This window comes from Cytobacillus gottheilii, assembly GCF_018582665.1.
GTDB lineage: Bacteria > Bacillota > Bacilli > Bacillales > Cytobacillaceae > Cytobacillus > Cytobacillus gottheilii.
On record NZ_CP071709.1, the window covers coordinates 4,073,373 to 4,094,745 of the forward strand.

At 39.8% G+C, this 21,373-nt stretch carries 21 protein-coding genes; 2 read left to right on the top strand and 19 right to left on the bottom strand.

What is annotated here, in order from left to right; translation table 11 throughout:
* Nucleotides 1-7: 7 nt before the first annotated feature.
* The 16 genes from J1899_RS20230 to J1899_RS20305 form a co-directional block, all read right to left on the bottom strand.
* On the bottom strand, nt 8-694 hold the full coding sequence (locus J1899_RS20230) for a fructose-6-phosphate aldolase (protein WP_214476308.1): 687 nt from the start codon (nt 692-694) through the stop codon (nt 8-10).
* Nucleotides 695-711: 17 nt separating this feature from the next.
* Nucleotides 712-1,392: a D-allulose 6-phosphate 3-epimerase gene (gene alsE / locus J1899_RS20235; protein WP_343216731.1), complete on the bottom strand. Its 681-nt coding sequence runs from the start codon at nt 1,390-1,392 to the stop codon at nt 712-714.
* A gap of 26 nt (nt 1,393-1,418) precedes the next feature.
* Complete coding sequence (gene hxlB, locus J1899_RS20240) at nt 1,419-1,985, bottom strand: 6-phospho-3-hexuloisomerase (RefSeq protein ID WP_214476310.1); 567 nt, start codon at nt 1,983-1,985, stop codon at nt 1,419-1,421.
* A gap of 14 nt (nt 1,986-1,999) precedes the next feature.
* The gene (gene hxlA, locus J1899_RS20245) at nt 2,000-2,626 is read right to left on the bottom strand and encodes a 3-hexulose-6-phosphate synthase (protein WP_214476313.1); all 627 of its coding nucleotides are present in this window, start codon (nt 2,624-2,626) and stop codon (nt 2,000-2,002) included.
* Between the two features lie 67 nt (nt 2,627-2,693).
* Nucleotides 2,694-3,365, bottom strand: a complete 672-nt coding sequence (rpe, locus tag J1899_RS20250; RefSeq protein WP_246586534.1) for a ribulose-phosphate 3-epimerase — start codon at nt 3,363-3,365, stop codon at nt 2,694-2,696.
* An 18-nt stretch (nt 3,366-3,383) separates the two neighbouring features.
* Complete coding sequence (locus tag J1899_RS20255; RefSeq protein ID WP_214476315.1) at nt 3,384-4,322, bottom strand: PfkB family carbohydrate kinase; 939 nt, start codon at nt 4,320-4,322, stop codon at nt 3,384-3,386.
* Nucleotides 4,323-4,338: 16 nt separating this feature from the next.
* Complete coding sequence (locus tag J1899_RS20260) at nt 4,339-5,391, bottom strand: ABC transporter permease (protein WP_214476316.1); 1,053 nt, start codon at nt 5,389-5,391, stop codon at nt 4,339-4,341.
* Nucleotides 5,392-6,429 carry an ABC transporter permease gene (locus J1899_RS20265; protein WP_214476319.1) on the bottom strand — a complete coding sequence of 346 codons (1,038 nt, stop codon included), beginning with the start codon at nt 6,427-6,429 and terminating at the stop codon, nt 5,392-5,394.
* A gap of 18 nt (nt 6,430-6,447) precedes the next feature.
* On the bottom strand, nt 6,448-7,926 hold the full coding sequence (locus tag J1899_RS20270; RefSeq protein WP_214476321.1) for a sugar ABC transporter ATP-binding protein: 1,479 nt from the start codon (nt 7,924-7,926) through the stop codon (nt 6,448-6,450).
* 138 nt (nt 7,927-8,064) lie between these two features.
* Entirely contained in the window at nt 8,065-9,162 is a 1,098-nt protein-coding gene (locus J1899_RS20275; RefSeq protein ID WP_214476323.1) for an autoinducer 2 ABC transporter substrate-binding protein, read from the bottom strand.
* A 72-nt stretch (nt 9,163-9,234) separates the two neighbouring features.
* Nucleotides 9,235-9,792 carry a 6-phospho-3-hexuloisomerase gene (gene hxlB, locus J1899_RS20280; protein WP_214476324.1) on the bottom strand — a complete coding sequence of 186 codons (558 nt, stop codon included), beginning with the start codon at nt 9,790-9,792 and terminating at the stop codon, nt 9,235-9,237.
* Between the two features lie 200 nt (nt 9,793-9,992).
* Complete coding sequence (locus J1899_RS20285; protein ID WP_214476326.1) at nt 9,993-11,654, bottom strand: response regulator transcription factor; 1,662 nt, start codon at nt 11,652-11,654, stop codon at nt 9,993-9,995.
* Nucleotides 11,641-13,512: a sensor histidine kinase gene (locus J1899_RS20290; RefSeq protein WP_214476329.1), complete on the bottom strand. Its 1,872-nt coding sequence runs from the start codon at nt 13,510-13,512 to the stop codon at nt 11,641-11,643. Before J1899_RS20290 ends, J1899_RS20285 begins: the two co-directional genes overlap by 14 nt.
* Nucleotides 13,472-14,503, bottom strand: coding sequence for an autoinducer 2 ABC transporter substrate-binding protein (locus J1899_RS20295; protein ID WP_214476331.1), 1,032 nt, complete (start codon nt 14,501-14,503; stop codon nt 13,472-13,474). Before J1899_RS20295 ends, J1899_RS20290 begins: the two co-directional genes overlap by 41 nt.
* A 347-nt stretch (nt 14,504-14,850) precedes the next feature.
* Nucleotides 14,851-16,161 carry a PD-(D/E)XK nuclease family protein gene (locus tag J1899_RS20300; RefSeq protein ID WP_214476333.1) on the bottom strand — a complete coding sequence of 437 codons (1,311 nt, stop codon included), beginning with the start codon at nt 16,159-16,161 and terminating at the stop codon, nt 14,851-14,853.
* Nucleotides 16,162-16,231: 70 nt separating this feature from the next.
* Entirely contained in the window at nt 16,232-16,762 is a 531-nt protein-coding gene (locus J1899_RS20305) for a restriction endonuclease (RefSeq protein ID WP_246586535.1), read from the bottom strand.
* Between the two features lie 615 nt (nt 16,763-17,377).
* Between J1899_RS20305 and J1899_RS20310 the strand changes: the two genes are divergently transcribed.
* Both J1899_RS20310 and J1899_RS20315 read left to right on the top strand, forming a co-directional pair.
* Entirely contained in the window at nt 17,378-17,959 is a 582-nt protein-coding gene (locus tag J1899_RS20310; protein WP_214476335.1) for a competence protein ComK, read from the top strand.
* A gap of 139 nt (nt 17,960-18,098) precedes the next feature.
* Nucleotides 18,099-18,521 (top strand): VanZ family protein, encoded by a 423-nt coding sequence (locus J1899_RS20315; RefSeq protein ID WP_214476337.1) that lies wholly within the window; start codon nt 18,099-18,101, stop codon nt 18,519-18,521.
* A gap of 109 nt (nt 18,522-18,630) precedes the next feature.
* Here J1899_RS20315 and J1899_RS22860 read toward each other — a convergent pair whose 3' ends face one another.
* From J1899_RS22860 to J1899_RS20330, 3 genes are all read right to left on the bottom strand, one after another.
* On the bottom strand, nt 18,631-18,900 hold the full coding sequence (locus J1899_RS22860) for a DUF1533 domain-containing protein (RefSeq protein WP_214478939.1): 270 nt from the start codon (nt 18,898-18,900) through the stop codon (nt 18,631-18,633).
* Nucleotides 18,901-19,142: 242 nt separating this feature from the next.
* On the bottom strand, nt 19,143-19,799 hold the full coding sequence (locus J1899_RS20325; RefSeq protein ID WP_214476339.1) for a hypothetical protein: 657 nt from the start codon (nt 19,797-19,799) through the stop codon (nt 19,143-19,145).
* Nucleotides 19,800-19,859: 60 nt separating this feature from the next.
* Nucleotides 19,860-20,963, bottom strand: coding sequence for a plasmid pRiA4b ORF-3 family protein (locus J1899_RS20330; protein ID WP_214476341.1), 1,104 nt, complete (start codon nt 20,961-20,963; stop codon nt 19,860-19,862).
* Nucleotides 20,964-21,373: the final 410 nt, after the last annotated feature.

Consider the following 21,373-nt stretch of genomic DNA (forward strand, 5'->3'; position numbering starts at 1 on the left):
CTCCTCTCTAGTCCAGCAAATTCAGAAATGTATTTCCCTGTCCGTAAACTGCTTCCCAGTCCTTTTTGAAGTCACTTACTGCTGTTTCAATAAATGGCAGTTTAAGTGAATCCCCGAGAAGCATAGGATCAACAGTTGCACAGTGCGCACCGCAGTTAAACGCTTTCATAACTTGCCCGATATTCTTAAAGCTGGCCGCCAATATCTTCGTCTGGTAGCCGCCCACTTCAATTCTGTCAGCAAAATGGCTGATCACATTTTCAGCATTTATATTGGTATTTTCCATTCGATTGTAATACGGTGCAAGATAGTCTGCGCCCGCCATGATGGCATAGTCCCCTTGTGCCATGGTATAGATCGCAGTTGCTGTTATCTTAAAATGATCTTGTTTTAACTGTTTAATCGCTTTTAATCCTTCTTCATTGATTGGGATTTTAATATAAACTTCTTTGCCCAGTTTTTCCGTTATTTTATAGGCTTCTTCGATCATTTTTTCGGACGTCCCTGCTGTTAATTGAATATGCAGTGAGCGTTCCCCGCCAATAATGCTCTGAATCTCCTTAAAATGATGAACCAGGTCACGTTTGCCTTCCTTTTTCAGAATGCTGGGATTAGAAGTAATTCCAACATAGGGAAAGATTCCGTTAAAATAGCGAATGTTATCTAAATTGGCTGTATCAAACATCAATTCCATTGGGAATACCCCCATTTCTATCGCTGAGTTGCTTCAGCAAAGTTTTGGTGCATTTTTTCACAGGCTAGTTCAATATTTTCGTCCAAATTGAATAACCCGGAGGATCCGAGAACATATACATCGGCACCGGCTCTGTTTAACTCTTTAAAGGTGCTTTTGTTGACTGCTCCATCTACTTGTATCTTGTATTTATAGCCTTTTTCTTCTCTTAATTTTGCTGCTTCTTTTATTTTTCCGATCATCTCATGAATGAATGGCTGTCCGGGAAAACCGGGATCCACCGTCATAATGGTTAATAAGTCGACTCTTCCTAAATAGGATTCGATATACTGAAGTGGGGTTGCCGGGTTAAGAACAATGCCGATCTTACAGCCAGCCTGCTGAATCATATTCAGGATCCGGAAAGCATGATGATTAATGGTTTCCGCCTGCGGAGAAATATAGGCTGCCCCGGCATTTGCACAAACCTCAATCCAATCTTCAGGATTTGTTGTTGCTAAATGGACATCCATTGGTTTTGTCACTACTTTTCTGAAAGCCTTCATGAGATCAGGTGAAAGAGAGAGATTCTTGCTGTAGTGGCCATCAATAATATCGATATGGTAATAATCCATAGCATTGTTTAATACTTTTAACTGATTTTCCACCTGTAAAAAATCCATACACATAAGAGATGCGGAGAATGCTGGCTGCATCATATCCCTCTTTTCAAGCGATCATATTTTTATTCTAAATTGGCATGGTATTGCCATAAGTCTTCAATCTCACTGTTCCCTTCTTCAAGCATCATCATGGCTGTTATATCTCCAAACAGCAATAAGGTTTGTTCAAATAAGGATGTCATTGGCTGAAGAGACTGAATTTCGTCCGCTCTTTTTAACTTGCTGGCAACAGGGATTCTGACAAACAAGTCTGTACATTCCGTCATGCTATTTTCCGGGTTGCTTCCGATATGTATAACGGTCGCCCCGATTTGTTTGGCTTTTTTCGCAATGGCTACAGGAAATAAGGTGTTGCCGCTCCCTGATCCAACAATCAAAACATCTTTATCTGTCATGGCGGGCTCTGTAATATCACCGACCACCACAGCATGAATGCCGAGATGTGCATATCGTTTACAGATGGCCTTTAAGGAAAGAAGGACGCGACCTACTCCGACAAAAAATACTTTTTCCGCGTTTTTCAATAGTTCGATATAATCCGAGACAATAACGGGGTCAACCGCCTGTAAAGCTTTTGTACATTCGCCCAGCACAATATTACACTTATCGTAGTAAACAGAGTGATTCATAAATATCCCCTCCTTTATCCCTGTAATAAATCTTTGATTTGTTTTGCTGCTTGTGATTTATTTTCCTGACCTGTTATACCATTTCCGACAATGATAATTTCGGGGCTGTATTCCAGCACCCTATGAACAGATTCCTTATTAAGTCCGCCGGCAATGGCACATCGCTCCGAACCCACACTGTCTTGAACCTTAGCCAACGAAGCGAACGGGCTTTGTGTACCTTGAACATCATGTGCCGTATGAACACAAATATAATCAACACCAAGTTCGACCAGTTCTTTTGCCCGCTCTTCTAAATTGACCACACACATCATATCTGCTAACACTTTTCCATTCGCTTTTCTGGCAGATTTGACAGCGCCTCGAATCGTTTCATTATGGGTAATGCCCATCACAGATACAATGGATGCTCCCGCATTAAAAGCAATATCTGCTTCAAACTCCCCGGCATCCATGATTTTCAGATCAGCAATAATCCTCATGTCAGGGTATTGCTCTGACACTTTTTGAACCGGCTCCATTCCGTAGTGCATAATCATTGGTGTACCGATTTCGACAATGTCTATAAAGCTTTCCACTTCCCTTACTATTTGCAATGCCTCTTCTGTATTACATGTATCTAATGCCAGCTGCAGCTTCATGACCGTCCTCCTTTAGGTAAGATTCCTGTATTCAAAATATTACAAATGCTAAAGCTGAATGACTTCATTAAGATCCTATGATTTCCCGAAATCTCTTACAATTCTCCACAATCGAGTTCTCTTTACTAAACACACTGGATGAGCCGCCTACATAAATATCTGCACCTTTTTCATACATAAGCTTGGCATGATCAAAGCTGACATTGCCATCAACCTCTATTTCAATTTCCGAATAACCCTTTTCGTTCAAAAGTGCTCTCAATTTTTCAATTTTTTCTAGCATGCTTGGAATTAGCTTCTGGCCAGCAAACCCTGGGTTAACGGTCATGATTAACACCATATCCAGATCAGGAAGCAAGTTCTCAATAACCCCAATAGGTGTGCCCGGATTCAGTGCTAAGCCTACTTTTACGCCTAAATCTTTGATCATTCCGATCGCACGATGGATGTGGATGGTAGATTCATAATGAATGCATACAATATCCCCGGCTGTCAGCATATCCAAATATTGAAGACTTTCTTCTGGATTATTAATCATCAGATGAACATCCAGAGGAATGTCTGTAATCCTTTTAATCGACTTAATAAAATCAAAGCTCAGTGTAATATTCGGCACAAAGTGGTTATCCATAATATCAACGTGCAGATAATCGACCCCTGCTTCTTCAAGCAGCTTAATATCTCTTTCAACATTCAAGAGATCCACGCACATAAGTGAGGGTGCTATTTTTCCCACCATATGATTTCCTCCATTCTATTAATCTATAATGAGTTGATTTTGCAAGAATTTCTCCACTTCTTCTGCTGTTGGAATCGAGATCTGTGCTCCTTTTCGTGTTACACAAAAGGCGGCTGCTCCAGATGCATACTGAATGGCATCATCAAGACTTTCTCCCAGACAGATTTTGTTCACTAAAGCAGCATTGAATGTATCACCTGCACCTGTGGAATCAATGGCGTTCACTTTATAGGCCGGATACATTTTGGCCGTTTTCCCATCATATAAAAAAGCACCGCGGCTTCCCATTTTCAAAATGACATACTCTGGATTTGCTCTTTCATATAATTGTCTGGCCGCTTCCATTGCATCTGTCTCATTTTCGACAGCTATACCTGTCAAAGCTTCTGTTTCCGCTTCATTTGGTGAAATGATATAAATTCCTTTTAAGCGATCCAATGAAATATTCATGGCAGGTCCGGCATCTAAAAATACAGGAATATTGCGTTCCCTTGCTAATTCATACGTTCTATAGACTGTTTCTAACGGCATCTCCAATTGCATAAGGACCATGTCAAAACTCATCTCGCTGAGTGCTTTTTCAACGTCCTCGGGACTCAGTTTGTTATTTGCGCCAAGCGATACATATGAGAAATATCGCCCAAGGTCATCAACCATAATGGTTGCTAAACCTGTTTGATCATTCTTGTCTGCTACAATATAACCTGTGTGAATTCCGACTCTTTCAAGCTCTGTAATAAGGGAATGGCCGTTATGATCATTGCCGACTCTGCCGACCATTGTGACATTCGCTCCCTGCAGGGCGGCCGCATAGGCCTGATTCGCACCTTTGCCTCCAGTTGCATATTTGTAAGCTTCACAGCCTACGGACTCTCCAAATTGAGAAATCCTCGGAATGCCGTACAGATTTAAATCCATATTCATGCTTCCAACTACTAAAATATTAGGTTGCTTCAAGTGGATATCCCCCCAGCTATTGCGATGTTAGCCGCATTAATTTAGCTTCGCTTTTCTTATTTAATACATGGTTCACAATCAGTACTAGAATAAGAGCAATTCCCCAAATCATATCGCGATAGAAGTTACTAATCTCCGGAAACATATTTAAGTAGGATGACATAAGCTGGACGGTAATAGTAGCTAAGAAGATACCTAATATCTTACCTGCACCGCCATCTGGGTTAATTCCTCCTAATACAGCGATCAGAATGGTCAGCATGACAAAGCTTGAACCAAAGTCTGCTTTTGCCGAGTTAATGCGCGCAAGGCTTAATAATCCAGCAGATGCTGCAATAACGCCCGACAGCATATAGGCTCTAATGATAATCTGATTATTTTTTATGCCTGCAAATTTAGATGCCTTTTCATTTGTGCCTAACAAATATAATTTCAAGCCATATTTCGTTTTACCAATGTAATAGGCAACAATGGCAACAATTACGATATAAACGATGAAGGACATAGTGAAGATTCCAAATACATTTGTACGGCCGATTAGCGCAAATGGCTCCGGCAGTCCGCTTACGATGCTTCCCCCTGTCACAATAATGGCGATTCCCATATACAGCTGCATCGTTCCCAGTGTTGCCAGCATCGCAGGAATACGCAATTTTGCAATTAAGAAACCGTTAAACAGACCACAAACAATTCCTGTTAATACCCCTAGTAAAATACCAAGTACAATAAAGAAGATTTGTTCAGGACCTGACACTGCTACAGCAAACTTCTGCATAAACAAACCTGCAACAATGGCACTGAGGTTGGCGATATACACAACGGAAAGATCAATTCCGCCTGCAATCATGGCAATTCCTACGCCAATCGCCATCAGTCCATATTCCACCATCTGCTTTTCCATCGAAAGAAAGTTAGCGACCGACAAAAAGGTACTCGGCTTGGTGATACTCGCGATGATGAAGATGGTCAGCATGATGATTAATAAACGCAGGATATTGCCATCCATTTTGATAAAAGAAAGTCTGGTTTTTGGAGCAGCTGGTTCATTTGTCTTTAGCGCAGTCTTCATTTAGGCCACCTCCACCTTTTTCCGCTTACTTCTTCTGAACCCTTTTAATTCGGCAATCTGGATCACAGATATGGCTGTACCGACGATGATGATGGCTCCAATAATGAATTTTTGCCAATAGATCGGAACACCAACGAGAATTAAACTATTTGTTACGATCGTTAAGAGCAATGTCCCTAATACGCATCCTGTCAGGGTGCCCACACCGCCCATTAATCGAGTACCACCGAGAATAACTGCAGCAATGACGATCATTTCCATGCCTGCAAATTCAGTCGGCAGGAAATACGTCGATTCAACGGAATAACATACACCAGCAATGGCTGCCAAACCGCCGTTTACCGTAAATACACCAAAGCGGATTTTCTTTACATTAAAACCTGCTCTTTCGGCTGAGGTTTCATCTCCGCCTACTGCAAATACTCCGCGTCCAGCCATCGTAAAGTTAAGGAATAAGTAAGTCAGAATATACAAACCGATGGCAATTAAGAAGGTCATCGGCAGAGAAGATCCTAAGCCTGTTTCTGCATTCGTTACTTTAATGAGTGATTGCTGGCCAAATTCGATCATAGATTCCGGAAGCTTAATACGGCCTGCTTCAAAAACACCAAGGAGGATGCCGCTGAAAATCGAGGTCGTTCCCAGGGTCACAATCAAACTTGGAAAGTTATATTTAGCAATAATAAAACCATTAATGGCACCCATGACGAGCCCGCAGGCAATGGCAACTAAAAATACGACAATAATGGATCCGGAATAGCCTGTTACCATCACGAATTGTGTTGCTAAATACCCGCTTAAGGCAGCGATCAATGGAAAGGAAACATCTGGTCCAGTACTGATGAAACCTAAGTAGGCACAGATGGCATAAATCAGCGGAACTGTCATCGAACGCAACAAATCCACGATGTTATTATTCGTAAAGAAAAGTCCTGACTTCGCCTGAATAAAAAGGCTCAGCAGCAAAATAATGATGAAAACATAAAATTCAGGACGCACAGCCAGCTTTTTTAATGACTTTGCTGTTAATAGATTCATCCTTCACACCCCTATCTTTTAAACATAGTTCGCTAAAGTCTTTACATTCAGATCTTCTTCTTTCACTTCAGCTGTAATTTGACCCTTTTGCATCACAAGCACACGGTCACAAGTATTCACGATTTCAGTTGCATCATCTGATTCGATGATAATGCCCATCCCTGCACTCGCAAGATTACGCAATAGATTGTGAATATCATATTTAGCACCGATGTCGACCCCAACAGTTGGTCCATTTAGTATCAAAACCTTTGGGTTGGAAGCAATCCATCTGGCCAAAAGAACCTTCTGCTGATTACCGCCCGAAAGAGTTGATACTGGAAACTCATCGTTCTTTGTTGCAACCCCAATATCCCGAACCCATTTGGCAGATTCATCATCCAGCAAATCACCGTTTACAACGCCCAGTTTGTTCGATAATTCATCTAATCTGGTTATCGCAATATTTCTTTTGATGGACTGTGGCAGGAACAACCCTTCTGTCAGTCGATCCTCCGGCACAAGTGCAATCCCTAACTCCTGTGCTTTTGTCGGATTAGGAATATTTACTTTCTGACCTTCTATTAATATCTCACCTTCATCAGGTTTCAATAGCCCAAACAGGGCAAGTGATAACTCTGTCCGTCCAGAACCGAGCTGACCTGTAATCCCTAGAATCTCGCCTTTTCGTAATGTAAAACTTACATCGTTAAAGCCTCGTGCAGATAATTGCTTGGTCTCCAGAACCATTTCACCTAAGTCTCTCTTCTTGCCTTCTGTCACTTCTTCAAAATGCCGTCCTGTCATATGAAAGCTAAACTTCTTTTCATCCATTTCTGACACAGGACAAGAAATAACATTCTCCCCGTTTCTGAAAATCGTAACAGTATCACAAATTTCAAAAACCTCTTCCAATTTGTGCGATACAAAAAGAATGGTTACACCTTCGTCTTTCAGCTTGTTAATGATTTCAAACATTCGTTTTACTTCTTTTTTGGTTAAGGCGGTTGTAGGCTCATCCATAATAATTAACTTCGCATTATCCAAAAGGGCTCTTGAAATGGCGATTAACTGCTTATCTGCAACAGGCAAAGTTTCTACTAAAGCATCCAGATCTACATCAAAGTTGATTTTTTTGATGGCCTCCTCAGCAATTCTTCTAAACTCTTTCCTATTCACGAACTTCTTTTTACTTGCCAGTACTTTATTAAAAGCTAAGTTTTCAATAACAGTAAGATTGGGAAATACCGAAAAGTCCTGATAAATGATTTGAATGCCTTGTTTAATTGACTCTGACGGGGTCATATGGTCAACCTTTTCTCCGTTTACTTCAATCTCTCCGCCATCCGGCTTATGCACACCGGATATCACCTTAATAATGGTCGATTTACCGCAGCCGTTTTCACCAGCTAAACAATGCACTTCGCCTTTTTTAATCTGCAGGTCTACCCCTTTTAAGGCATGGACCCCTCCAAAATATTTATGTATTCCTTTAACAGAGATAATGTTTTCAGACACTGTAATCCCTCCTCGAATTCTGAGCTTGGATTTTTTGAAAATATAAGGAATGAAAGAAATACCGCATCACTGTCCTTCTATTAGAATTTTGCGATACGGTATTCCCTAGTTTTCAGTTAGGTTAATGCCAGTAAAATTTTAGAAATCGTAATCATCAATATTGCTTTCATCCAATTTAAGCGGAGCATTACCGACTAGCATTTTATTTGTTCCTTCGATAACCTGAATGCTTTCATATCCATCGATCCCCAGGTCAGTACCTTCCGCAACTTCCTCACCAGCTAAGATTTTAGCTGCGACTGAAACCATCGCATAACCGGCTGCTGCAGGATCCCATAGCTGTAGTTCATTGATTGTTCCAGCTTTGATATAATCAGAGAATTCGTTAGGAGTTCCTACCCCTACAATGCTCACTTTTCCAGATAGTCCAAGCTCTTCTACCGCGTTTGCAATTCCCGGGCTATCCGTTGACGCCACTCCTGTAAACCCTTTCAAATCTGGGTATGCTTTTAACAGTTCTTTCGCTTTTTCATAGGCAACGTCTACACTTTCTTCTGATTCAGCACTCGGCACTTCTCCGCCATTGATTAATTCCATGTTTGCATATGATTCTTCCTGGCGAGCTTTTTGAGCTTCAGCATATTCCATGTGAGTAGTACTTGTTGTGTAGCCAACCATCATGGCATATTTCCCTTCTTCACCCATTGCAGCTGCAAGTGAATCCATCATGCTTGCACCAAAATCTTCTGAAGTAAAGGCTTCGATATCAAACAATGTGTTCTTTTGATTCGATGCTTCATGTGTTACAACGGCAATTCCTTGTGATAAAGCATTCTGCAAGGAGGCTTCGATTGCACCAGGATCGATTGGCACTACTGCAAGAGCGTCTACACCTTGAGCGATTAAATCTTCAATTACTTGAACCTGTGAAGCAGCATCAGCATTTGCCGGTCCTTTTTGAATCACATTGATATTCATTTCTTCACCAAACTCATTTACGCCAACTTCCATACGCTTGAACCATGCAGCCGTATTATCTTTTGTGACAACACCAATCGTCCACTCCGATTGCTCTTTGTCAGACTTATAGCTTGCAGGATCCAGAAGGTTTTCATTTGCTGCTCCGCCAGATCCAGTATCGCCTGATCCTGAATCACCTGACCCGCCGCTTTCTGTCGAACAAGCTGCCAGAAATAAACTCATAATCACAAATAATGCAAAAAACTTTCTCTTCATCCTTAACCCCTCCTGATACTTGGTTTATATATGAATTCAGCTGTGAAAAAACAAAACAGCCGCCCGTGAAGGCTATTCAAGATTGGCATGGTTGCCAAACATCTGATCCGAATGAGCTGATTTCTGTTCCATAAGCTCAAGTATTAAAAGATCCAGACAAATCAATAAGGATTGTTCAAAAAGCGTGCCCATTGGCTGAATCGATGTGACCTCACTCGTTTTTTCTGATTTAGGTGTTGGACTAGAAATCTGAACCACTTCATCTGCCATTTCTCCTAAGGTGGAATCCACAAAAGATGTTAGCGCTATCATTTTCAATCCAAGGTTTTTGGCCTTTTGGGCATATGTAATCAGACTGCCCGTCTCCCCGGAACCAGTTCCTACTATGAGAAGATCTCCTTCGCTCGCTCCTGGTGTGGTAGCGTTTCCAATTACATGTACATCAAATCCTAAGTGCATCAGCCTCATCGCAAATGCTTCCATCATAAAACCGGATCGGCCGACCCCTTTGACAAAAATCCGAGGTGCTTTGACAATACACTGAACAACAGCTTTCAATTCATCATCTTTGATGCTTCTAATAACAGCAGCCAGCTCAGCTGCAACTGCCTCCAATTTGCCTATTCCCATTTCACCCTCTCCTTCAGCTTCAATTATCTGCTTTCGATACTTATACTATATAAGCCGCAGGGTTTATTTTGTAGGAGATAAATGTCAGATTGGGAGGTCATTCTTCGGGAGTGGGAGAAAAATAAAAAACCTTGCCGACCGACAAGGTTCAAAAAAAAGGTATCCAAAGGCAAATACTCCCTTCGAATCACCTTACTATCCTAGATAATCTCTTTCATCGTGGATGTGCGTTTAAAAAATGCGTCACGGTATTGTGACGGTGTATTGCCATGCCACTTTTTAAATAGCTTGCTGAAATATTTTGTATCATGATATCCTACTGAATCCGAAATATCATAGATCTTCAAATCAGGAATCTCCAGTAATTCCTTCGCCTTTTCAAGACGCTTCTGTGTGACATAATCCAATACGGTTATTCCTGTATTATTCTTAAAGTATTCACAGAAATAAGTAGGATTCATATAAACCAGATCTGCAATTCTTTTAACCGTAATATTTTCTCCAAGATGCTCGTCAATCCACTGTTTAACCTGCTGGATAGAATCAGGCTGCTTATTAGACAATGATTGAATTTTATTCATCATTCCAATAATCCAGTATGCTGTTTCCTCTTTAAGCTGATCAAAACTAGTAGCATATTTCATCATGTTCATTGCTTCTGTGAGAATATAAGGTTCTACACAGTAACCGTCCTTATCTATCCACAAGTTTGTGATTTTAATAAATAAATAATGTAGCGCTTCTTCCACCAAGCTTGGTGAAGAAAGATGATCCAGTTCATCAAAAAATGTCTGCAATGCCTCATCAGCTTTTTTGTTATTCTGCTGCTCGATCCAGTGCATGATTTGCTGGGCACGTATATAAATAGATGGAGGTATTCCTTTTGAGCCTTTTTCTAACTCATTTTTTATTAAGTCAGATTTGAAAATATGATTTCCGCCCTGTATGATGCGAAATTGCAATAGAGACAGCAGTTTATTTTTGTTGCTCAATAGTTGCCGGATATCCTCAAACTCATTTCCCGCTGCTATTGAAACAGTATATGGTGTATAAATATTTATATTTTCCTGTAAAACGTTCAATATTTGATAAGCTGTTTCTGAGGAAGAGTTATCATTTTCTATACTATTTTCATTAAGCAGCAGCCAGTAATTATACTTGCCATTATGCCACCACCAACTTCGCACTCGGTGATCCTGCAGTTGGTTTGTTAACGTTTCCTCTATTATATTTTCAATCGCAAAGTTCCAGACATCTGATTCACTGGGTTGTAATTCTTTATTTTTCGGTTCAGCCTGATCCACACTAATATAAGCTAATTTATATTTGCCAATCGGGAACTCATTATCCCAATTCAGCATAGAAACATCTGTATGATCCATCCACGTCATTTCACTTAATAATTGCACCTGCTTTGTATAGGTGACGAGTGATGCCTTTTTATATACTGCTTCCAGCTCATGCTGTTCTTGTCTTTTAATCATGATTTGCTCTTTTACTTTATCTAATTCGGAACGAAATTGCTTTCGGTCAATCGGCTTTAGGATATAGTTCACAGCACCTTCACGAATGGCACTCTGAAGGTATTGAAAATCATCAAACCCGCTAATAAAAAAAGCAAAGAAAGAATGTGATTTCTTTAATTCTCTGATAAAAGATAACCCATCCATTTCAGGCATTTTTACGTCAGTAATCACAAGGTCAACATGAATATGGTTATTGATTATATTTTCATAGGCTTCTCTTCCATCTGAATATGTTCCAACAATTTCCCATTCCTCACCAAACGACTTTACTAAACGCTCAATTCCCCGGCGGATCCGTGCCTCATCATCAACTACAATGGTTTTAATGGTTTGCATCTCCGTATACCTCCCCGCTATCCGAATACTCCGCAATCTCACTTTGCTCCACTAACTTTGTCCGAATGATCACTTCTGTCCCATTTCCCTCGGTACTATTTATGCTGACACCATATGGGTCGCCAAACATAGTTACGAGTCTTGCGTGGACATTGGTAATGCCAAATCCAGAATCACGCTTGATCATCGGTTCAGATTGCAGCAACTTCCGAATTCGATTCAATTCTTCATGAGTGATTCCTGGCCCATTATCCCGGATAACATAGATAATCTGCTCTTTGTTCGGATGAATAGATTCCTTCTTAACACTCAGTTCAATGGTCAATTCTCTGCGTTTCTCTAATCCATACTTTATGGCATTTTCGACAATTGGCTGCAGGATAAATTTAGGTGTATAATACCTCTCACTATCGATAGTTTCGTTAATTTGAAAAGACAGGCGCTCTTCAAACCGAAATGTCTGCAGACTTAAATAGTCTCGGATATGGGCAACCTCTTTTGTAATGGGAATAATTCGTTCTTTATTGCTTAAAGAAAAGCGCAGCATTCTTCCTAAGATGGTTACCATATCAACCACAACCTCTGAATCTCCATCCTCAACGGCCATACCGATCGTCTCTAAGGTGTTGTACATAAAATGGGGATTGATTTGGGACTGCAGCGCATAAAGCTCCGCATTCTTCTGCCGGATCTCTTTTTCATAGTTCTTCTGAATCAGTTCTCTTACCTGTGTAATCATCGAATCAAAGCTTTGCGCTAAGTAGCCTACTTCATCATGAGAGTTAATGGGAATCTGAACCTGAAAGTTTCCCTTTTCAACCTCTTTCATCAAGTTTCCCAAGGTCTTTATAGGCCGTACTACTGTTAATGCTAAATATATGGAGATTAAGGTAGCGACTAGAACGAGAATGATGAACATAACAATAATCACATTTGTTACAATATCGGTTCTCTCCGTTAAAAATTTCGTCTCAATACTGTGAGCAAGAATCCAGCCCATATTGGCTGATTCATCTACGCTGGTTAATGTGTTATCACCGTAGTCGGTATGAAAACTCCCACTCAAAGTTGGAAATCCTTTAATCTCATTATATGTTTGTCCAATTCTATCTATATCGGTATGGTAAATAATCCTGCCTTCGCTGTTCATCAGCCAAATATCCGCTTTATCTTCATGATCCAAGTTTGCAAATACCCGCTCTATAAAAGCAGTTTCAACCGCAAATACTAAAGTTCCAATCGTCCTGCGATTATCAACATCAATGATGTCTTTTTTTAATAAAAAATATGGTGTATTGTCCTGAAAAACTAAATTACTTTGATAGGGAAGCAGGATCTCCATATCCCCTTGGAACATGATCCCGTCCTGTTCGTTTATATTTTCAATATCGAATCCTTTGTAAGACGTGCGAGAATGTTCAAATATATGATGATTCGAGACTAAAAAAACACCTAAAATTTCATTGCTGTTATTGCCCAAAAAGGTTCTTGAAAAGAAACTTCGAATAATATAGCTGTCTCTATTTAACTCTGCCTGACTTTCATACTCTTCTTTTCTAAGAATGCCCATTACATTATCGGAGTTGTAAATCAAGTCAGGAAGTGAGGCTAACTCTTTAAAATTATTCTCGATGTTCTCATTCGACTGATGCAATAATCTAGGAATATATTCGCCGATCTGCTCCTCAATAGACTCCGTATACTGCACATACGCAATGGATCCTAAAAATGCCATTGGCAATACAGTAAGCAATATGTAAGTAATGAGCAGTTTGGTGGATAAGTGAAAATTTTTAAATTTTAGATGGCTAAATCGTTTAAAAGTCATATTGATCGATATTTTCCTTTGTAAAGTCAATTGGCAGTCCCATAATAATCATTTCTTCATTCACCTTTATTATGCCTACATCCGGAATAACCTGCCCATCATATGGAAGGATGTCTTCACATAGATCCTTACCTAAGCTCACCGTTAAATAGCCAAGTTTCTGCGGGCTCCATAAGGTATTTACATCTACGGTACCATCTTTAATATCCTCTTTAATTAAATTAGGCGTTGTTGTTCCGATGATCACAATTTCACCATTCTTATTCAGCGATTTTACTGCTTCTGCAGCAGCGGGAGGATTAAGAGTTGATATAGCAAGAATACCTGCTAAGTCGGGGTATTTTTCGATCATCTGAACAGAAGATGTGTAAGCCTTTTCATAATTTTCATCTGTCGCAATGGTTTCTAATAGATGCAAATTAGGGTAATACTCCTCATTTTGAACCTTTATCCACTTAATCCAATCATTTAAATTGGCTGATGTCTCGGATCCTGTCAGAATAATATAATTCCCTGACTCATTTGTTCTCAGGGCTAATGAATCCATCAGATGTCTCCCAAGAATTTCCGGATCCAGCATATTAATATAGAATTCTCTTAATTCAGGATTGGTATCAGAATCCCATGTAATCACCCGAATGCCTTTTTCCTTCGCATTTTGTAAGACAGGACCTAGCTTTTCGGGATCATTTGCTGAAATGGCCAGCACATCCACTCCATTCGAGATCATTTCCTCTATGATCTTCTCTTGCCCTTCCCAAGTAGCATCAATAGGCGCGTCAATAATGACCTCTACCCCCAAGTCATCTGCCGCTTCCTGCACCCCTTCCCGTACAGCATGATAATAGGAAATTCCGCTAATTTTTGAAACAATTCCGATTGTATAAGACCCGTGCTGCTCCTTTTCCTGTTCTTCTTCTAACAGTTTATTATCACTACTATAGATGACCTCAAATTGCTGCTTCCCACTGCAGCCAGCACTAATCATAACTACAAGAACAGTGATAAAAATCCTTAACATATTGACCCTCCTTACTATTTCTACTTTACAACTGTTATGGAAGTATAAAAATTTAGGTACAAATACTCTTTTTATATACTTATATGGTAAACGTTTTCAAAATATTAATCTTAACCCTATAGTATAACAATCTCTTTACAATGAACAGATTATTTGGAATATTGGGTGGGTTTTTGGGGACAGGTTCTTTGTCCCATTTTTGGGGTGGGGTTTGGGTGGGTTCTCGCCCACTTTTCTCTTTTCGTTGAAAAACAGCCTTCCCAATAGATGGGAAGGCTGTTTTTTCGACATGTTTCGGGGCGTTTCGGGGCGTCACTGCGACGCCCCGAACCCAATGGACAGATTGCTTAAAATCGCTTCAACTCTCCAATCGTTCTCTCCAAGTCAATCGTTCCATCGCTTTTAGTCCAGAGATAGTCATTCCGCTCAGCCACCGTTACTGTTTTACCAACCCCTAATCTAGCTGGCTTCCGCAACTGTAAACAGCTTTCTTCTGATTTTTCAAGAATGCCTTTTAATGCCTTCTTAGCTGTTGGATGTGAAACTCGGCCTTCTTCTTCTGTTGCTTTCAATTTTACACATAGTCGCTTTTGTTCAAGCTGCAACAGATAAGGTGCAAAGGATGCTGATCTCCACCAGAATCCCCAGAATCCGCCTTGCTTATTTGAGACATATCCCCAATTCCCATTTATTTCTTTTTGAAGCTCTTGGTAAAATCCTTGCCAGGCAAAAGCGTCCCACTCTTCTATCCGTTTTGTTCTAAATGCAGCCACACTGTTTTCGATATGCTGCAGGTGTATTTGATAGTCTGTAAAAATAGAATTGCTCACCCTATTAGCGATTCCTCTATTTAAAACTTCCAGCATCATACTTCTTGTAAATGACTTATACCCTGCCCCTTCAGGTGAACGATAGTGACTTTGATCCGCTATTTTAAAATAAATCGGCAGCTGTATCAGCTCAGGGTATGCTGCTTTAACAGCCTCCCGATAGCGCAAAAGCTGATTAGAGTGATCTTTAGTATAGGTTTTATCTTCTATTAAAATCGCAAACTTATTGTTTACAATCGCAAGAATATCGAGCGATTTAAATTGACGTTCAAGTTTAACCGAGTCTATGACTGGCACAGGAAGACCATGCAGGTTAAAAATGGCGGTCATAAAGTCTAAAGATGCTTTGTGCAGAGCATGATCCAATGTTCTATAAGGCTGTTCACACCAGCTCATCAGCCAGCATAAAAAAGCATCCTGAGAAAGCTCACTTGTTGCAAACTGAAATAAATTCGGCTGTTCTAAATGAGCTGCCCGGGTGTCCCTTGCCTTTTCAAGCAGTGACTGAACATCGTGATTACCAGCATAGTCTTCCCAGCCGCCACGCGACAATAAAGACATATAATGCATCGGCGGCCACAAAACAGAGTCAATTACTTCCAATATTCTCCCCTGTTCATTGGGATACAAAAGCAGTAATCGATCTTCCCCTTGCTGAGCGATTATAGTGGGACCGTCCACCGCTTCACGCATATAGCCACACTTCTGTTGACAGACCATAACCGGCAGTACATCCACCGTAACACCGCCGTTGTTGTTTTCCTGTATATCTTCCCATGAACCTTCCATTAAATCTGCATTACATCTTGGACATTTGGTTTGCTGCATTGATGTCCCCCCATTTCCCATTATTCATTGACAAAAATTACCAAATTTCAGGGCGTCACTGTGACCGCTATTACGCACCCTTCTTCATCTCTAGCATCCACCCCATCAACTCTTTCCGGTCTATCAATTTAACCTGATTAGAGTTTGCCAGTTTTTTAGCTTGCTCGGTAAAGAAGCTATTCGTCATAACCCAGCATTCATCTGCTCTATAGTGTGATTTGGCGGAAGCAATTTCTTGTACAGCTTTAACACCCACATTTTTCTTATACCTTTTAGCTTGAACTATAATTCTCTTCTCTTTTGTTGTTAACACTAGGTCTGCACCATAGTCTCCAGTGGCAGGTGTTAGTTGCACCTGATATCCTTTTGTCCTTAGCAGCGTTTGAAGATATTCTTCAAACATTCTTCCTGACATAGTATCAACATCTAAAATACCTGACTTTCTTAACTTTTGTTCTCTAAGGAAGTTAACGATTAGAGCAAAGATAAACAAGCCTCCAAATAATACGGCTAGTCCAATTGATAATAAAGGTTCAGCAGTAAGCATAGCCCACATGAACTCTAAGCCCATTTTAAATCCATCAAAAAAATTCAGATCCATTTCTTCTCTCCTTTACAGTTAAATATTACATTTTTACTTCTATAAAATACCAATTTAAACATATTTACCTATTTCTATTTTACTATATCAATTCAATCAATTCCCTATATCTTCTAGACATAATTCGACACTTCTTATTGATTGAATACTATTGCCTAAGTTTAAATAAAAATAGGCGGCCACGGCTCTATATAAAGTTTGCACATAATCGACAAACTTCGAGCAATTCCGGGGCGTCACTGTGACCAGTCAGACTGCACAACACTACACAACCCCAACATCCCCAAACAAACCGCACAATCCCCCTCGCAATTCGTCTATATTTTCACAAAATTGTAACTAATTTACGAGGTAAAATTTGGTATGTTAGACATAAGACATTTAGACTAGCTTATTCATATAGCCAGGAACACAATCTTACATATATTTGCCTTATCCATTCATAGAACAAAAGAAAGCTAGTCCAGATGCAAAGCAGTTATAAAGGTGGTGGAATGTATACAAGAAATGATCCAATCATGAAAACGCAGTTGATGACCGCAGCTTAGGATGTAGTTGGCTTTACAAGCCTTTAGAGACTTTTCAAAGGTACTATACTAAATAGGAGAGTGAAAAATGAACATTCTTGATCGTTACGCAGTTAATCACCTTACTAGTTTAATTAAAGGTGAGCACTACATGTACGGACATTTATACACTCGAGTGATAGAAGGTAATCAGACCTTCTTAGTTCGTATGACACCTTTAGAAGTCCTCGAATACACCCTCACCTCTGTCGGCTCAGATTTGAAAGGCGCAACGAAGAGTGCCCGCATCATTCTTGGAAAAGGGTATATGACACCCATCATCGTGAACGCATACCAGGAAGTTTGTATGTTTCCTACTCACTCGCCAAAAAGCGAGCACTGCATCTGGTTTAACCCTAAGAATATTATCAATATTGAAGAAAATGGAAGTAGCACGAAAGTCATACTCAACTACCACTTCACAATTCTTGTGGAAGTTAATATTAAATCCATTAAAAACAAACGATATGATGGATTTAGCTTACTGGATTCCACCAAACAGAATGGTATTAAAGTAAGAGATATCAGCACTAATGAAAAAACAAAACAGTATCCAATTATTCGTGAAAAAAGCGGAAAGTATAATTTTGATGTATTTAAGAAAAAGGATGACAACGAAGACGATAAATAATGTAGAAGCAAAAGGTGAACCAGTTAGCGGTTCACTTTTTTGTTTGAGGTCAAAGCTGCACTTGCGACTAATACGTCTAAATCCGTTCAATTCTGTTCATAATGGGTATTTATAATAAGGCAGGAGTTGACGGATTAAGATGAAACAACTAGGTTTAAAACTTTGGGTAATTGTGATGTGCGTTGGTCTCTTCACAAATAATGTAGCAGCATTCTTTTTAGAAGGGAGCATATCATTTCATATAGACCCCAATCCCTCCGCTGATTTTTATTTCCCTGTTTACCCGCTTATGGAAGCGAGCGCTTTTGAGCTCGCTGGGCATGCGCTCATGTTTGCAGCTTTTACATTTCTGCTATATAAAAATATCTCACGTTTAACATTAACTTTTGGAATCTCAATCCTTTATGCCATCATCACAGAATTGCTGCAGCCCTTTTTTGGACGGGGAGCGGATTGGTATGATTTAGCTGCTGATTTTATTGGGATCAGTGGTGTTTTGTTTTTCTTTTTAATTGAAAAAAACATGGCTGGAGTGCAGAAAGACACATCGAAAACTCACTAAGGGAGAAATGACTGAAGCCTCTATTAGCGTAGCATGCTTCAACCATTAACACATAGTTTGTCAAAAAGAAAAACCCCACCAAAAAAGTGAGGTTTTTTCTTAAGACTGCTTATCTAGTTAACACTACATCTTCGTAGCCATCAGCAGAGATGGTAATTGTATATTTAATACTTTCAATTGGCCATGTTCCTCCTAGATCTATTTGACCAGGAGTTACTATGCTGCTGTTGAGAAAGTTTTCTTCTAGTTCTTCATCATCGACAACTAGTGTGATTGATGTAAGAGCATTTCTCCAATTTTCATCATCTGTAAATGTAAAAAGACATCTGCTGCCTAGATTTGGATCAGCAATGGTAACGTTTGGTGCATCTAATACTATTGGTGTTAATTCTGGAACACTATTCTCGTCTTATGACTTATAACGAGCCTTCACCGAACGGGCGACTTTCATCGCATACGGCGATCCGTCAACGGCAGGTCTTTCCTCTCATTTCCCCTAAGCATTATTATATTCATTTAGAGGAGAAAGTCACTACAATTTTCGATAAAGGGGGGAAAATCACCTTCTATAAATCTTATTTTGTTCACAAAGTATTTATTATGTACAAAGCTAGTTTTGGTCTATCTCTCAATATCAATATTAAACAACGGTAAAAATTTCCCAATTAAATAGTCTTCTAAATAAAACCTATTCACTGCATTTTCATAGCCATGTAAATTTATAACGGTGTATCCAATGTGATTTACAATTAAATCAGTAGTATTGGAATTCGGAAATAGGGTTTTAATTCCTCTGCGAAGCTGGTTAGATGTTGTTTTCCCTTTATATTGTTCATGATTGATTTGCAAGTGTAAGGTGAACCGCTTTAATAAGCAATCCGTATTCTTGCCGACATTTAAAGGGATATGTCCTTTGTACCTTTCTAACCAATCATCTGTTATTTCAATTTCAACCTGTTGAAACATATTCATTGCACTAGGAGATGTTATTTTCTTTCCCTGCAATGTATATTTTCGAGAGCACTGTTCTTCATCATAGAAAGGTTTAAGACTATCAGCCTGATCATTCATCCACCAAAAAACATAGATTCCACCTTCTTTTAAACAAGAAGGCAATGCAGGGTTATTTATATTTTTTATTTTCCAGCCAGAGGAATATCTGCTGTGAAAGGTCCCATCTTTTTTGCTGATCTTCTCTAAAATATCAGTAATCGGTCTTGGTTCCGTACTTTTAAGCTGTTCAAATAATCCATCTATATCTTTCGTTAAAGATGCCATTTTTTCCACCCTATTATTTTGAAATTTGGAAAACAAACGAACTTGTTCTTCCCTTCACACTCATCTCCTCCTCAACATCCAATTCACCCGCTCCAACTCAAACTCCTCATACCCCTGCTCTCTCCCCCACTGAAGCATATGCTCATAATCAGGATCATCGGGATTCGCTATGATAGATAGGAAATGTTCGTATCCAAATGATCCGCCGACATCTTCTGGCGGGGTGTTGCCTTGCCCTTCGAGACAGATGGGATATGATGTTTCATAGTCTTCAATCGTCTTCTCCACCTCTATTTCATGCTTCCAATCATCACCGAAGTCATAAGTGTAGGTAAGGAATTGCTGCTCAGGCAGGTACTCCGAAAGCTTGATGTCCGTTTCCATCCTCATTTCATGCTGACTGGGATTATAAAATGCCTCTTCACCACAAGCTAGCGTCAGTACAGGTTTTGGAAAGGATGGCGCTTGGTCTGACTTTCCTCCTTCATAAAAAGTAAATTCGTGAAGATGGTTGTCCTCCCATCCAAAGGCGGTCTGTAGGATCTCATGGAGGTCGGGAAATGTCCGGTGCAACGGAACAACCAACCGGCGCCAAACATTGTGTCCCTCTAGCTGCAGGCTGACTTTCAATTGAACTGCTTCCATACGAAAGATCGGCTCTCCAGCAAAATCCTCAAGGTGTTTAAACAATTCTTCGTGTGGATAAAGGTAACCCTTCTTTCCATCACTCACTAAAAACAAACTAGCCAGTTTCCCCGCTTTTGGATTAGAGATTTTCTGATCATCCAATTCATCCACATAAACCTGAACATACTCACATCCTTTATTCAGACGTGCTACGTGAGTACGGTCTTTTGTCTTCGTAAACCTAACCTTTTGAGCATGATTGAAATACCGTTCAATCACCTCTTCTTTAATTCCTTCTTCATGAAGGGCATCAGAAATGGCTTCTATCATCAGTTCGTCTATTTTTTTAAAATCCTTACTCTTTAATCCATATAAAACAACACTGTACCGAGTTAAATTATTGACCAGCACAATCGTTTTCCTGCGATTAATGGTTAGCAAATTGGCATGCCAGGAAAAAAGCGGCTCTTCCTCAGCAGCTGCTTCAGCTTTCATATTCAGTTGGTCTAATAATTTTTTCGTGCATTGAATAAGCATATTTTTTTACTCCTTAATTTGACGTATCTAGTACTTAGATTATAACTAATTTGAAGATGAACATCGAAGATTAGAATAGAGACCTCAAACAATAACCAGAATCAGACAAACAAATCCCTACATAAGCTCTACTGAGGTGAGGGTGATGACATCTAAGAACGTGTTGATCTGTCCAGTACCTATTATCACGATGACATGAAGAATGAGGAACGAGCAAATAAAGAGCATATGATTTCGTTGCTGAATTCATTTTTGGAGGATGAACTTTAGGTCTCACTCTTAGACAAAACACCCCTTCGTTACCGCGCAATTTCCTCCAATTACGCACGAAAAAACCCCACCCAAAAGGTGAGGCTAATTCTATCAATTAATTCTATTAAATATTTAATTATACTCCAGGTAATTCTTCT

What these genes read in the sequence shown, in the direction of transcription:
- J1899_RS20230 (WP_214476308.1), bottom strand. Translation starts at nt 694, where the DNA reads ATGGAATTGATGTTTGATACAGCCAATTTAGATAACATTCGCTATTTT.
- alsE (WP_343216731.1), bottom strand. Translation starts at nt 1,392, where the DNA reads ATGATGCAGCCAGCATTCTCCGCATCTCTTATGTGTATGGATTTTTTA.
- hxlB (WP_214476310.1), bottom strand. Translation starts at nt 1,985, where the DNA reads ATGAATCACTCTGTTTACTACGATAAGTGTAATATTGTGCTGGGCGAA.
- hxlA (WP_214476313.1), bottom strand. Translation starts at nt 2,626, where the DNA reads ATGAAGCTGCAGCTGGCATTAGATACATGTAATACAGAAGAGGCATTG.
- rpe (WP_246586534.1), bottom strand. Translation starts at nt 3,365, where the DNA reads ATGGTGGGAAAAATAGCACCCTCACTTATGTGCGTGGATCTCTTGAAT.
- J1899_RS20260 (WP_214476316.1), bottom strand. Translation starts at nt 5,391, where the DNA reads ATGAAGACTGCGCTAAAGACAAATGAACCAGCTGCTCCAAAAACCAGA.
- J1899_RS20265 (WP_214476319.1), bottom strand. Translation starts at nt 6,429, where the DNA reads ATGAATCTATTAACAGCAAAGTCATTAAAAAAGCTGGCTGTGCGTCCT.
- J1899_RS20275 (WP_214476323.1), bottom strand. Translation starts at nt 9,162, where the DNA reads ATGAAGAGAAAGTTTTTTGCATTATTTGTGATTATGAGTTTATTTCTG.
- hxlB (WP_214476324.1), bottom strand. Translation starts at nt 9,792, where the DNA reads ATGGGAATAGGCAAATTGGAGGCAGTTGCAGCTGAGCTGGCTGCTGTT.
- J1899_RS20285 (WP_214476326.1), bottom strand. Translation starts at nt 11,654, where the DNA reads ATGCAAACCATTAAAACCATTGTAGTTGATGATGAGGCACGGATCCGC.
- J1899_RS20295 (WP_214476331.1), bottom strand. Translation starts at nt 14,503, where the DNA reads ATGTTAAGGATTTTTATCACTGTTCTTGTAGTTATGATTAGTGCTGGC.
- J1899_RS20300 (WP_214476333.1), bottom strand. Translation starts at nt 16,161, where the DNA reads ATGCAGCAAACCAAATGTCCAAGATGTAATGCAGATTTAATGGAAGGT.
- J1899_RS20305 (WP_246586535.1), bottom strand. Translation starts at nt 16,762, where the DNA reads ATGGATCTGAATTTTTTTGATGGATTTAAAATGGGCTTAGAGTTCATG.
- J1899_RS20310 (WP_214476335.1), top strand. Translation starts at nt 17,378, where the DNA reads ATGAACATTCTTGATCGTTACGCAGTTAATCACCTTACTAGTTTAATT.
- J1899_RS20315 (WP_214476337.1), top strand. Translation starts at nt 18,099, where the DNA reads ATGAAACAACTAGGTTTAAAACTTTGGGTAATTGTGATGTGCGTTGGT.
- J1899_RS20325 (WP_214476339.1), bottom strand. Translation starts at nt 19,799, where the DNA reads ATGGCATCTTTAACGAAAGATATAGATGGATTATTTGAACAGCTTAAA.
- J1899_RS20330 (WP_214476341.1), bottom strand. Translation starts at nt 20,963, where the DNA reads ATGCTTATTCAATGCACGAAAAAATTATTAGACCAACTGAATATGAAA.